A 13528-nucleotide genomic window follows, 5' to 3' on the forward strand; every position below is an offset into this window, starting at 1 on the left:
AAGTGGACGGTGACGAATTGATGGCAAAGTTTATGGGGAAAAGAAGGTTAACCGCTCTTGTTTTATTTCTTGCTGTTGTTTTGATTGTGGCTACATTTCCGCTGACCAAAGCTTTCGCAACGCCGACACAGGTGAATGATACGAGTGGATCGATTACGTATTCGGGCGCGTGGACTTATGATAATGCGACCGTATCCGTCGGATACTATAGCAATGATCAACATTATTCAAGTACGAATGGCAACTATGCGCAGTTTACATTTACGGGTACATCCATTCAGTGGATTGGTCCCAAAAATGTGGATTTAGGCATCACGCAGGTATACATTGACGGTGTTTTGAGTGCATCTGTGGATATGTATGCCTCCTCCTGGTTAAAGCAGCAGGTTCTCTACAGCAACACATCACTATCGAATGCGAGTCATACGATCAAATTGGTCGTAACGAATACGAAGAATGCAGCCTCCTCCGGTTACTACTCTTCGGTAGATGCATTCAGCTATGATGCGCCAGTCGTAACTACGACGTTAACAACGGTTCACGATACGGATCCGGGAATTACTTACTCAGGAACATGGACTTACGGGTCAGCCGCAGGTTATGAGAACAGTGATCAGCACTATTCCAATACGAATGGGAGTTATGCACAATTTACGTTTACCGGTACGGCGATTCAATGGATCGGCCCCAAAAATGTCGATTGCGGCATATCCGACGTGTATATAGACGGTGTTAAAGTGGCGTCTGTCGATATGTATGCCAGCACTTTGCGTATGCAGCAGGTCCTCTACAGCAATACCAATTTGACCAATGCTAGTCATACAATCAAAGTGGTTGTGACCAATACGCGAAATTCGGCGAATACGATGAATTATTATTCATCGATTGATGCGTTTTTGTATGGATCGCCAGGAACGGCTCCAACTTGGAATTTAAACACCACAGATACGAATTTAACGTTGACACTAGCTGGGAATCAACCTGCGATCACGCAATTGAAAAATCCAACGCAAAACTGGAACTGGACGCCGACAACAACGATCGTGCCTCTGATGAACAGAGTGACGGTGGGTTCGACGCCCTACACCTTGAATTGGGTGTACCAGGATGCCACGGTGGACACTACGAGTGGAACGAAAGTGACGTTACGGTTCACAAGCACGTCACCTGCCTTAGAATTGAAGTCGATCTGGTGGGCGCGCCCAGGTGTTGGACCGGTCGAGGAGAGCGTGACGATCCAGAATAATACGGGCAGTAACGTGACCTATAATCACGCGGATGTCCTGTCTAACGATTTCACTGTTAGCGCAGATAATACCGTGACGCTGAACCGCTATGATCGAGCAAGTGTGAATCCGAGCGCTTCAGGCGTGTATCAGGACGTATTTGCTGCGAATACGAATGTGGCTTCGACAGTTGCGAATGATTTCAACACGGGACCGTGGGTATTGCCCTATGAAATGCTGGACAGAGGAGCGGTGCATGGACTCTATTTGGGTTACGTGTGGGATTTCGGGAAAATCATGAACTCAACGTCAGGCAATGCGCTGCAAATCCGCAATCAGTTCTATCTTGGTGATTCCGGCAGCGTTACCGAAGCTTCGGGGAAAATATTTAATGTGCCAGGGATGTTCTTCGGGACTTATAAGGGAGACACCGATACGGGCAGTAATGCGATGAAGAAATGGTTCTGGAATTATAAAATGACGCCAACTCTGAAAGCGAATACCAATGAACCGCTTGTGGAATACGATGTCAACTATTATAGCGAAGCTTCGATTAATACCTTTTTGACGACAGATCCGATCAACACCTGGGGCGTTGAATTGGCCAAAGAGGATGCATGGTGGACGAGTGATGTGTATACGGACCCTAACTTTGGCTGGGCATGGACACCGAATACGACGAATTGGCCTAACGGATTTAACCTCGGTACGACGATTCACAATAAAGGCATGCTGCTCTCGCTCTATATGGGCAATCGCTATCAGCACAATGATTTAGCCACACAGGCAGGTAGAGATGCGGAGAAAGCTGCGTTGTTAACTCGATATGATAATTATCATTATGATTACTGGCGTAGTGATATGGAGTCAGAGAATACGAATGATTACTTGAGTCATGAAGGTTTCTTGGAAGTGTTGGACTATATGATTGGCAATCGAGCTGGTTTCCGTTGGGAGAACTGCAGTGCGGGCGGATCGAAGAAATCATTTGATTTCCTGCAAAGGCAAACCGTGATGACCACCGAGGACTCAGGCAATAGTCCAGGATCAGTTGAGAATTATCGCAGAGCATTCTATGCGAACTCATTCATGATTAATTCGATCCAAATGAAAGCGGATAATCTGGATTACACGATCAATACGCCGACTTTTGCCAATTATGAATTCAGAACGGGCTTCCTCTCTGCTTGGATGTATGGCAATCCTTCCAATGCGTCGACGGTGCAACCAGCCGTTTACCAAGCGAATATTGCCCTGTATAAGAGCAAACAAAGACCGATCCTAAGAGGGGCGGACGTGTATCACATTTTACCTATCGCAGATGGTGTGAATTGGGATGGTATGCAATATTTCAATACTTCTCTAAATAAGGGCTCCGTGCTGCTTTTCCATCCAAGTGCAAGCGCGCCGACATCCAAAATCATCAAACTCAAAGGCTTGGATAGTGCTGCCACATATACGATAACATTCCAAGACCGAACAGCTCAGAACACAACGATGACAGGTGCGGATTTGATGAATAACGGGATTAATGTGACGGGAATGACGGGGGATTACGCCTCGGAAATCATGTGGATTAACTAATTACATTGGACGGAGGGCCTCATAATCGATTGCTTAAGGCAAGTGATTGTGGGGCTCTTTTTTTTGTTGACATAAATATATAATTGTATACCTAAAATATAACATTAATTGTTAATTCATAAATAAGTTTTTCATCATATGAAAAATTCAACATTTTATGATAATAATTTGACAATATAATTGTGTTGACTACAATGATTTAAAATTGTATACTAAATTTATAGAAATGAAAGAGCTTACATCGTGTCCCGCGCTATTCTACCTCCTAGATCTCACAGATTAAATTCACCAGCTTTACTACGAAAACGATGCTTAAATTATATTTTTGTAAAGGCTTACAAAAGGCTTCTTTTGGATGTATGATCGTTAATAATTCCAATAACGTCACGTTATTGTCGTTATATAAATGAAAATCAGGAGGGTTTAAGAATGAAGAAAAGTAGAGTAGCAATATCTACGATGTTAGCTAGTATGCTTATGGTTGTCTCCGCATGCAGCAGTAGCAGTACAACTAGCAGCACGGCTTCCCCGGCAGCATCAACGGCACCAGCTGCCACTGTCGCAGCAACGCCAACGCCAGCTCCAGCGAAGGAAGTTAAGCTCACTTATGCAACCTTCATCGGCGATGGGGATAAAGACATGATGGGCATTGTTATTAAAGAATTCATGAAACAACACCCGAATGTGAAAATTGAAACGCAAGTTTTTGACCATGATGCTTACCAAGACAAACTAGCGATTATGGCGAAATCGAATACATTGCCTGACCTTTTCTGGTGGAATGCCACATTGATCACGGATGCGTATAACCAAAGCAAATCTGTTGCTGATTTGACTCCTTATTATGATGACGCTTTCAAAGCTTCATTAACACCTGCTGCTCTAGTCAACCTGACAACAGCAGACAAGAAAATCGTTGGTTTCCCAGCAGAAATGCAAGTGCAAGCATGGTTACATAACAAGGCCTTATTCGATAAATTCGGCGTGAAGATTCCTACAACTTTCGATGAACTTAAAGCGGCTGTTCAAGTCTTCAAGAAGAACGATGTCGTGACCATTGCGGAAGGAACCAAAGATGATTGGCCAACGTGGGGCTTTGAGGATTGGTTAACGAAGTGGGGCATTCACGACAATGCTAAGGCCCTCTTCGAAACAGGCACGATGAAATATTCAGAATCCCCTGTAGTCGGTGCTTATAATGCCATCGGTGAGCTTGCTGCACTGGGCGCATTCCCTGATCACAACAGCACAATGAACTTCGAGCAAGCCGTTGCTTTGTTCACTTCAGGTAAAGCGGCCATGATTTCTATTCCTTCCGATCAACTGGGTAAAGTTGTTGGAACACCAGTTGAGAAGGATACGGAATTTACATGGGGGATTACATTCCCAGATTCGAAGTCTGACCAGAAGCGTGTACCGGGCGGTGTAACGAATGGTTACGCGGTATCAGCGAATACGGCGAAAGACAAGGACAAAATGGATGCCATCGTAGCGTTGAACAAATTCCGCTTTACAGAGCAAGGCTTCAAGCTTTCCCTGCAAGCTGGCGCGAATTTGCCAGGTACCGTGAAAGCGGATCTTTCCTCCTATGGCAAAATTATTCAAGATCAAGCCAAATTGATTGCTGATCCGAATGCACATATCGATTTGACGGCTGACTATTCCTTCCATCTCATTTGGGATGCAAACTGGGAAGCTTATGGAAGTAAATTCGGTACACCGAAGAATGATTTAATTAATGCTCTAATCAATGGCAGTAAGAAGACCGCAGATATTCCGGCTGAGATGAAGAAGCTGGATAAAATTAAAGACGATACGATGAAGAATTGGCAGGCACATAAAAAGTAAACCGGAAAACTAGCTTATAGTAGCGCCCTGTCTGGCAAAATGCGAACTAATTTTGCCAGTGCAGGGCCATACTGTTTCGGAACGGGGGATGAACTTGTACTTATTTAGTAAGAGATGGATAAAGGCGTCATTTATTTTCCCTGTGTTTATTATCTTTTTTTTCTATACGCTGTTCCCGCTCGTTGAGACCATTATTACCAGTTTTAAGAGTGAAACTTTTTTCCAAGACAATGGCTTTGTCTATCTAGATAACTGGAAGAGTATGCTGCAGGATGAAATCTTCCATAAACTCATCTGGAATACGGTGATCGTCGTCATTGGGGAGCTAGTGCTCTTGCTGCCGTTAGGCTTACTGCTTGGTTTTCTGCTCAATGCGCGGTTTAAGGGAAATACGTTTGTCAAAGTGTCTACCTTTATTCCCTATTTGTTATCGGGCGTGATGATCGCCATTATCTGGCTGTTTATTTTGGACCCTGGCATTGGACTTATCAACGCAGGTCTAACGCGTATCGGATTGAGCAGCTGGGCATTGGAGTGGATCGGCGGTGTTCATTTTACACCTTATTCCGTTGTCGTCGTGGATACTTGGAAAACGGTAGGGTTCTACGGCTTATTGTTTCTAACTGGGCTGAAAATGCTGCCGAAAGATAGTTTTGAAGCGGCTGTCATAGACGGGGCTACTAGAGTGCAACAAACCTTCTACATTACGATTCCTTTATTGAAGGAAACCATTAAGGTGTGCGCAGTCATGATCGTCATCAATGCGTTTAACTCTTTTCAAACCGTCCTTATTTTGACAAATGGCGGGCCAAATAACCAGTCGCATCTCCTGACGACCTATTTATATCGGCTAACCTTTACACAGTTTGATTTTGGCAAAGGTTCCGTGCTGGCGACCATCCTGTTCGTGTTCGTCATGGCTTTTTCAATACTGATCTTAGTATTTTCTAGGAAAAGGGTGGGGGAATAGGTGAACGTGATGAGAAGATCGCAAATACCACTGATTATCGTCGGCATTATTGCCTCTTTGATAATGATTCTTCCTTTCTTCTGGGGCGTCTTATTGTCTTTCAAGAACAATAGTGAGATCTTTAGCAACCCGTTGGTGTTGCCGTCGAAATTCGATTTCTCTTTATATGCGGATACGTTTAATAAGGCTCATATTGGCCGACTTTTCATGAATAGCTTGATGCTGTCCATCGTGACCTCTGTAATTGAGATTGGGTTGTTATTTTTCAGCTCTTTCGCAATCGCACGTCTCAATCACAAATATAACCGAATGTCGGATTTGGCCTATTATATGTTTTTATCCGCAAGCGCAATTCCAGTCCTGACCTTGTTAATGCCCTATTATAACTTGGCTTTGTTTATGGGGAAGATTTCAGGTGGGCTGCTGGGTGTAGACAGCATTTGGGGCTTAATGCTTCCTTACATAGCTGGAGGTATTCCATTCATGACGCTCATGCTGGTTGGCGGGATGAAAAGTGTTCCCTTGGAAATGGAAGAGGCCGGCATTATTGATGGTTGTGGGTTATTCCGTTTGATCTTCAATGTGGAAGCTCCTTTATTAACGCCCATCCTGGTCACGTTATTTATCTTCAGCTTCTTAGGGGTATGGAACGAGTTTCCGATCGCTTCCATTCAACTGCATAACAAGAATTTCTTTACCATTCCACTGGCGCTGGCGTTCTTCAAAGACCAATTCTCAGCCGATTACGGTGCGATGATGCGGGGCGTCGTCATGATCTTGCTGCCGCAAGCGGTATTCTTCGTCATTCTTCAAAAGAAGATTATTGAAGGCATGGCCACGACCGGGATCAAAGGATAAAAAGGAAAAAGAAGTAAAAAACAATTATTGACGACAAATTTTAAGTATTGTATTATTAAATTATAAATTGTATACAAATATGCGAGCGGCAAGACAGACACCCTGCCTGCTTGGACCATTTGTAATCATCGTAATTGGGCAGAAAGGAATGATTGAGATGGAATTCATAAATAAAGTTGCGTTAGTTACAGGATCCGGCAACGGAATCGGTCGTTCAGCTGCGATAGCCTTTGCCCGTGAGGGAGCAACTGTAGTCGTAGCCGATATCGATGAAGCGGCAGCAATCCAGACGAAGTTAGAAATTGAGCGTGCGGGAGGCAAGGCCGCTGCTTTCAAAGCAGATGTGTCGATCCGGGCTGATGTTGAAAATTTGTTCTCCTATATTATAGATTCGTTTGGCTACTTGGATATTCTGATGAATAATGTGGGCTCAACAATTCGGAAGCCGATTGTCACCTTCACGGAGGAAGAATGGGATTTCGTCTTCGATACGAATATTAAATCGATGTTCCTCTGTGCCAAAGAAGCAGGGAAGATCATGTTGAAAAGAAAGTCCGGCGTTGTCATTAATATCTCATCCATCCACGGCCTAGGCGGCATCTCCAACCGACTTCCTTATGCCACTTCTAAATCAGCTGTGGATAGCTTCACGAAAACCTTGGCTTGTGAATGGGCTTTTGATGGGGTTCGCGTTAATGCGATCGCGCCTGGTTACATTGAAACAGAAGGAATGAGAGGCGCATTCGAACAAGGTGTCCTCTGTGAAGATGATATGATTCGCAGAACACCGAAAGGCCACTTAGGCACACCGGAGAACATTGCCGAAGCAGCCGTCTTCCTTTCGTCGAATCGAGCAAGCTTTATCACGGGGTCTGTCCTGTATGTCGATGGCGGTTATTCGGCTTATCACGGACCTGAAATCATTCCATCCATTCATCATCATTTATAGAATTCTTTACTAGAATAGGAGGCTAACCCAGTGCGTAAGGTTGCCATACTTGGTGCGGAGTTGTTTGAAGATCAACGCGAGTTAGCATTGTTCGGATTAACGGATATTGAAGCGACGTACTATACCTGCAAAGATCCGTTAGAACTGGTCGAACAGCTATCAGATGTCGACGGATTAATCGTTAACTTGGAGAAAGTGACAAGTGAATTGATCGCTCGTTTGGGCAATTTGAAAGTCATTGGCCGCTATGGGGTAGGCGTTGATAATGTCAACTTGAAGGCCGCGACAGAACGGCATATTGCCGTGATAAACGTGCCAGATTATTGCGTCGACGAAGTGGCGGAACATGCGGTTAGCTTTATTTTGGCCGCGAATCGCAAGCTCTTCTCCTCTTCAGCCTTAACCAAGCAAGGGGTTTGGGGGAAGGTCAAAGACCTGAAGCCGATCCAATCAATCAAGGATATAACGCTGGGCATTGTGGGAACGGGCAGAATTGGCATGAAGGTCATTTCGACCATGTTGCCGATGGGGACTCAGATTCTAGTCTATGATCCTTATTTGAAACAGGAAAATCTGCCACAGGGCGTGACCCTGGTATCTCTCGACCAACTGTTGGAAAGCTCGGATATTATTTCGATCCATTGTCCATTAACCGAGCAAACACGCTATTCATTCAATGCAGAGGCTTTTCAGAAAACGAAGCGCAAGCCAGCGATTATCAATGTCTCACGGGGGCCGATTATTCAAGAAAGCGCTTTGATTGAAGCGCTGGACATTGGGACTATTTCATTCGCAGCGCTAGATGTGATGGAAATAGAGCCGCCACCGGCTGATCATCCGCTGCTGAATCATCCCAAAGCGATTGTAACGAATCATATTGCTTGGTATTCCCTACAGTCGGAAATTAAACTACGTGATCTTCTCGTATCACGGGTGATCGATTATCTAAATGGTGAACCTGTCCCTTCTATTGTTAATAAATTTTAATACATAATCCGAGGAGTGTTCGCGATGCCCAATGGAACCGTTATTAAATCAGCTGAAGTAAAGCCCTTATTCATAGATAAAACGTATACCTCCAAAATGTTGATTGATCAAACGAACTCAGCAACGAAAGGTGTTCAAATCAATCAAGGATTTATCTCACCCGGCAGTAAACATGCGGATCATAAGCATAATCCTCCTTATGATGAGGTGTATCTCATTATGAAAGGCGACGCCATGGTTCGATTGGATGGTGTTGAATATGACTTGACGGCAGGGGATGTTGTTCATATCCCGGCAGGCACGATGCATGCGATTGCCAATAAAAGTGATACCGAGGAATTGGTGATCTTCACGGTCTGGTCCCAACATCCGGAAAAAGGCGCAAACCCTGTCTATGATCAACGGATAGCCGAATGGGGGAAATCGTACAAAACGATTGATGAAGAATAAATACGGATCGTAATCGAACGAGGTGAATTGAAATGATCGATTTGCTGAAATCCTTAAGGGAAGTCGTTGTCCAACCAGGTCAGCTTGCGGTGTGTTCGTTAGGTCAGGCAGGCTTCATTTATAAAACAGAGTCAGGTAGATATATCGTAATCGATCCCTATCTATCTGATTATTGCGAGCATCGGATCGGACGGGAGTTCAAACGTCTCATGCCGTCCCTTCTGACGCCGCAAGAACTAGAGGCATTGCCGATCGCGGCTTATCTCCTGACGCACCAGCACGAAGATCATTTGGATGTAGAAACGATTCAAGCGATAAGTGATGCAACGTTTCCCTTCTATGCTCCGCCAGATTCGATCCAAATGCTGTCCGAGCTGGGGATCGCTGGCGAGAGATGCCAGCCCTTATTCGAAGGAGCTCATTATGAGTTGGATGGCATCGTAATCAAAGGCGTGCACGCTGATCATGGCGATATTGCACCTGATGCGGTCGGCATTATCGTGCAATACGGTGGGAAAACCATCTACCATATGGGCGATACCTGCCTGCATGCGGATAAGCTTCATTTGTTATCCGATCAATTCAATATTGATGTAGTTATTGCGCCTATCAATGGACGTTATGGCAATATGAATGAAGCGGATGCGATATCAGCCGTATCGATTTTGCAGCCGCGCTATGCGGTTCCTTGTCATTTCTGGATGCTGCCAGGAAATTCAGGTGGCGATCCTGTCCGCTTTCTAGACGGTGTTGATGAGCAGGCGCCGAATACGAAGGCAATGTTAGTCCACAGCGGTGAAATTTTCATCGTGTAAGCTGGAAACTGTAAGCCGCAAGCCGCAAGCCGCAAGCCGCAAGCCGTAAGCCGTAAGTTGACTATTAAATTATCGGGGTGTAAGCCATGGACTTATCGAATAAGGTAGCGTTAGTCACAGGAGCAGGAATTGGCATTGGGAAGGGAATTGCCCTTCATTTGGCCGAATGCGGAGCAGATGTCGTCGTTAATTACCGCAGCAGTGAAAGGCAAGCGATGACGGTCGTGGAACAAATTGAAGCGATGGGGAGAAAAGCGATCGCCATCAAGGCAGACGTTTCTTCCGTTGAGGAAATCAATGCGATGGTAGCCAAGGTCTTGGACACATTTGGCCGTATCGATATCCTAGTTAACAATTCAGCGGTCGTTCCGATCGTTGATTTCTTTGAAGTCACGGAAGCGAGTTGGGACGAAACGCTGGACACGAATCTGAAAGGCTGCTTTTTCGCTGCCCAGGCCTGTGCTAGAGCGATGGTGAAGCAAGGAGGCGGGAAAATCATTAATATTAGCTCCGTCCATGCCACTCACACCATGACCAAATACGCGGCTTATGCTTCCTCCAAAGGCGGCATGAATGCGATGACGCGGCAAGTAGCGCTTGATCTGGCTCCGCTCAACATTCAAGTGAATGCCGTTGCGCCAGGCGCGACAGACGTAGAGAAGAACCATGAGAATCCGCTCCATGATGTGGTTCAGATCGGCAAACAGATTCCAGCAGGCCGCATTGGCTATCCGCTGGATGTTGCGAGTGCCGTTGCGTTCTTCGCTTCCGCCAGCTCCGACTTCATTACCGGACAGATTCTTACCGTTGATGGTGGATCTACCACCCAGTTTTATCTAAAACAAGTGGATTAGAGGTGTAACGATGGGGAACTCATTAGCGGATTTTTATCGGAAAATGCTGTTGATCCGCGAATTTGAAGAACAAGCGATTGAGCTGTACAAAGAAGGCTTGGTTGGCGGTTCCTATCATTCATATATCGGGCAAGAAGCCGTGGCTGTTGGTGTCTGCAGCGCCTTACGCGAAGACGACTACATCACAACAACCTACCGCGGCAGAGGGCAGCATCTGGCCAAAGGGGCTGACCCGCAAAAGCTGTTTGCAGAAATTCTGGGCAAGGCCGAGGGGTACTGCAAAGGCAAGGGCGGACCCATGCATATCGCGGCGCCGGAAATCGGGATCTTAGGCGCGAATGGCATCGTCGGTGCAGGCGTTCCTATCGCTGCTGGAGGCGCGTTATCCGCCAAAATGCAGGGATTGGATCGCGTATCTGTGACCTTCTTCGGAGACGGCGCAATGAACCAAGGCGCGTTGTATGAGGCGATGAATTTGGCCGCACTATGGGATTTACCGATGTTGTTCATCTGCGAAAATAACGAATATTCCGAGATGACACCGATTCGGGATTCGGTGAAAGTGGAGGATTTTATCGGCAGAGCGGCTTCGCTGGGCATCGTCAGTGTGAGCGTTGATGGCAACGATCCGGAGGCAGTCTATGCCGAATCAGTCCGTGCGGTGAACCGCGCTAGAAGCGGGCAGGGGCCGACGTTTATTGAAGCGAAAACCTACCGGCTGCAAGGTCATATGTATGGTGACTCCGAGAGTTATCGAAGCAAAGATGAGGTTCAATCTTGGCGGGAGAAGGATCCGATTAAACGAGCGAAGGCGCGACTCTTGGAGGATGCGGCAGTAACTGAGAGTGGCTTGGCGATTTGGCATACAGAGCTGCTAGCTCGACTAAGCGATGCGGTTCACGGAGCAAGGAACAGCACAGAGCCTGATCATATTGAAATTTACACGGACGTCGTGTAAGGAGAGGGTGGCAGGATGGCGGAAGTCTATGGCAAGCAGCTGGATCGGAAAGAACTGCTGAAGAGGGTCGGCCATATGTCGCAGCTGGCTTCGATTCAGCCTTTTACATATACCGGGGGGAAAGCTGAGGGTGTCAAAGCCCATCAGGTAGCCAACGGAACTGGCTTGGAATTCACCGTGCTGGAGAGCAAGTGCTTAGATATCATCTCCATGAAATATAAAGGAATGAATTTGAATTTCCTGCCGAAATCAGGCATCGTGGCTCCCGGATTAGCAGACATGAATGGAACGGAGTTTATGCGCTCCATTTCAGGCGGCATGTTATATACGTGCGGGTTACGCAATGTTGGAACAGCGGCTGTTGATAATGGTTTAAATCAGGTGTTTCACGGCAATCTGAAGAACACACCAGCAGAAAAAGTAAGCGCTACCACAGAGTGGGTTGGCGACGATTATGTGCTGAAGCTGTCTGGTGAAATGAGAGAGGCAGCGATTTTCAACGAGAATTTAGTGCTGAAACGAACGATTACCACGCAAACCTCAGCGAAATCCCTGCTTGTGCATGATGTCGTAGAGAACCAAGGCTTTGAGGAACAAAGCTTGATGCTGCTTTATCATGTCAATGTTGGATATCCGATTTTGGACGATGAAGCTAGGCTGCTCATTCCTACTTCCCGAACGGTAGCAAGAGATCCGCTTTCTCAGGAAGGCATCGATGCCTATGCACAGCTCTCAGCACCGATCGATGGGTATACAGAACAGGTATTTAAGCATGAGACCGTGAATCAGCGAGACGGTAAAACCGGCGCAGCTGTGATCAACGATCGCTTAGGTATCGGCGTGTACATCAAGTACAATGCGGATGCGCTCCCGAATTTGATCGAGTGGAAGTCGATGCGGTCAGGGGATTATGCCCTCGGCATTATGCCTTCTACCTGTTTTGTGATGGGAAGAACTTACGAGAAAGAACACGGAACGCTGAAGACGATTGCGCCATTCGCAACGTTAGAGGTGGAGCTTGAAATTGGCGTTTTGGATGGAGCGCAAGAGATCGCGGACTTCGAGGCATTTATGCGCGAGCTTCTTTAATCGAAGAGAGGAAGGGGAAGTGTTATGGAACAGGATAACGTTGCAATCATCTCGGATTTTGCTTATCTATGCGGAGAAACTCCGATGTGGGATGTGGCGAAGGGGCAGCTGTGGTGGTCCGATATGCTGACAGCGAAGCTGTATCGGTATGATCCGCAAGTAGGTTCTGTGGAGCAAGTTGGCGAGGGCTGTAATGTTAGTGGCTTTACCATGAACCAAGGCGGCGGTTTGGTCTGCGCAACCCATCAAGGGTTATATCTTTGGGATGAAGAGCAAGGCTTTCAGCTCATTGCAGACCACTTCGAAGGGCATCCCCTTCGCTCCAATGATGCGACAGCGGATGGAGCTGGCCGATTTCTATTTGGAACAACCTTCTACGGACCTGACAGTCCTGATTATGAACTCGGTAAGCTCTATATTGTGGAAAAAGATGGCTCAATCCGAATCTTGGATGATGAGATCCATCTATCTAACGGGCTAGGCTTCTCACCTGATCATCAAACGCTTTATTACACAGATACCGTACTAAGGACGATTTACGCCTACGATTATGATCTTGAGAATGGCGTCGTTTCTAATCGCCGTGTATTTGTAAAAGTGCCTGATCATGAAGGTATTCCCGATGGTTTGACCGTCGATGCAGAAGGCTATGTGTGGTCTGCACAGTGGTATGGCCGTTGTTTGGTTAGATATAATCCTGCTGGTCAAGTAGATCGCGTTGTCCAGACGCCAGCTAAGCAGACGTCCTCGCTCATTTTTGGCGGGAAAGATTTGATGACAATCTACGTCACAACAGCGGCGAAGAGTGTTACGTTGCCAGTTGCTCCTGAAGGGTACGATTTTGAAGCAGCGGATATTGGGGGACCCGTCTATAGCTATCATTTAGGCATACAAGGCCGACCAGAATATGTAGCGGATATTTCTATTTCAAAGTGAGGAG

12 protein-coding genes are annotated in these 13528 nt (G+C 46.3%); all 12 read left to right on the plus strand.

What is annotated here, in order from left to right; translation table 11 throughout:
• The first annotated feature begins 20 nt into the window (after positions 1-20).
• The 12 genes from A8709_RS10695 (at position 21) to A8709_RS10750 (ending at position 13524) form a co-directional block, all read left to right on the plus strand.
• Entirely contained in the window at positions 21-2810 is a 2790-nt protein-coding gene (locus A8709_RS10695; RefSeq protein WP_065852333.1) for a GH36 C-terminal domain-containing protein, read from the plus strand.
• A 429-nt stretch (positions 2811-3239) separates the two neighbouring features.
• A complete protein-coding gene (locus A8709_RS10700) occupies positions 3240-4658 on the plus strand; it encodes an ABC transporter substrate-binding protein (RefSeq protein ID WP_065852334.1) in 1419 nt (472 codons plus the stop codon).
• Between the two features lie 142 nt (positions 4659-4800).
• On the plus strand, positions 4801-5628 hold the full coding sequence (locus A8709_RS10705; RefSeq protein WP_167357052.1) for a carbohydrate ABC transporter permease: 828 nt from the start codon (positions 4801-4803) through the stop codon (positions 5626-5628).
• A 9-nt stretch (positions 5629-5637) separates the two neighbouring features.
• Complete coding sequence (locus A8709_RS10710) at positions 5638-6486, plus strand: carbohydrate ABC transporter permease (protein WP_141692488.1); 849 nt, start codon at positions 5638-5640, stop codon at positions 6484-6486.
• Positions 6487-6643: 157 nt separating this feature from the next.
• Positions 6644-7435, plus strand: a complete 792-nt coding sequence (locus tag A8709_RS10715; protein ID WP_065852337.1) for an SDR family NAD(P)-dependent oxidoreductase — start codon at positions 6644-6646, stop codon at positions 7433-7435.
• Between the two features lie 30 nt (positions 7436-7465).
• On the plus strand, positions 7466-8422 hold the full coding sequence (locus A8709_RS10720; protein ID WP_065852338.1) for a C-terminal binding protein: 957 nt from the start codon (positions 7466-7468) through the stop codon (positions 8420-8422).
• A 24-nt stretch (positions 8423-8446) separates the two neighbouring features.
• Positions 8447-8872 (plus strand): cupin domain-containing protein, encoded by a 426-nt coding sequence (locus A8709_RS10725; protein WP_065852339.1) that lies wholly within the window; start codon positions 8447-8449, stop codon positions 8870-8872.
• Positions 8873-8904: 32 nt separating this feature from the next.
• Complete coding sequence (locus A8709_RS10730) at positions 8905-9687, plus strand: MBL fold metallo-hydrolase (RefSeq protein ID WP_065852340.1); 783 nt, start codon at positions 8905-8907, stop codon at positions 9685-9687.
• A gap of 86 nt (positions 9688-9773) precedes the next feature.
• Positions 9774-10541 carry an SDR family NAD(P)-dependent oxidoreductase gene (locus A8709_RS10735; RefSeq protein WP_065852341.1) on the plus strand — a complete coding sequence of 256 codons (768 nt, stop codon included), beginning with the start codon at positions 9774-9776 and terminating at the stop codon, positions 10539-10541.
• Between the two features lie 10 nt (positions 10542-10551).
• Complete coding sequence (locus A8709_RS10740) at positions 10552-11499, plus strand: thiamine pyrophosphate-dependent dehydrogenase E1 component subunit alpha (RefSeq protein WP_065852342.1); 948 nt, start codon at positions 10552-10554, stop codon at positions 11497-11499.
• Positions 11500-11514: 15 nt separating this feature from the next.
• The gene (locus A8709_RS10745) at positions 11515-12588 is read left to right on the plus strand and encodes an aldose 1-epimerase family protein (RefSeq protein WP_084224815.1); all 1074 of its coding nucleotides are present in this window, start codon (positions 11515-11517) and stop codon (positions 12586-12588) included.
• Between the two features lie 24 nt (positions 12589-12612).
• Entirely contained in the window at positions 12613-13524 is a 912-nt protein-coding gene (locus A8709_RS10750; RefSeq protein ID WP_065852343.1) for an SMP-30/gluconolactonase/LRE family protein, read from the plus strand.
• The last annotated feature ends 4 nt before the right edge of the window (positions 13525-13528 follow it).

It is taken from the genome of Paenibacillus pectinilyticus (genome assembly GCF_001700435.1).
Taxonomy (GTDB): domain Bacteria; phylum Bacillota; class Bacilli; order Paenibacillales; family NBRC-103111; genus Paenibacillus_E; species Paenibacillus_E pectinilyticus.

Coding starts and splice junctions, on each gene's coding strand:
- A8709_RS10740 (WP_065852342.1), top strand. CDS start 10,552: ATGGGGAACTCATTAGCGGATTTTTATCGGAAAATGCTGTTGATCCGC.
- A8709_RS10745 (WP_084224815.1), top strand. CDS start 11,515: ATGGCGGAAGTCTATGGCAAGCAGCTGGATCGGAAAGAACTGCTGAAG.
- A8709_RS10700 (WP_065852334.1), top strand. CDS start 3,240: ATGAAGAAAAGTAGAGTAGCAATATCTACGATGTTAGCTAGTATGCTT.
- A8709_RS10725 (WP_065852339.1), top strand. CDS start 8,447: ATGCCCAATGGAACCGTTATTAAATCAGCTGAAGTAAAGCCCTTATTC.
- A8709_RS10735 (WP_065852341.1), top strand. CDS start 9,774: ATGGACTTATCGAATAAGGTAGCGTTAGTCACAGGAGCAGGAATTGGC.
- A8709_RS10730 (WP_065852340.1), top strand. CDS start 8,905: ATGATCGATTTGCTGAAATCCTTAAGGGAAGTCGTTGTCCAACCAGGT.
- A8709_RS10750 (WP_065852343.1), top strand. CDS start 12,613: ATGGAACAGGATAACGTTGCAATCATCTCGGATTTTGCTTATCTATGC.
- A8709_RS10710 (WP_141692488.1), top strand. CDS start 5,638: ATGAGAAGATCGCAAATACCACTGATTATCGTCGGCATTATTGCCTCT.
- A8709_RS10695 (WP_065852333.1), top strand. CDS start 21: ATGGCAAAGTTTATGGGGAAAAGAAGGTTAACCGCTCTTGTTTTATTT.
- A8709_RS10715 (WP_065852337.1), top strand. CDS start 6,644: ATGGAATTCATAAATAAAGTTGCGTTAGTTACAGGATCCGGCAACGGA.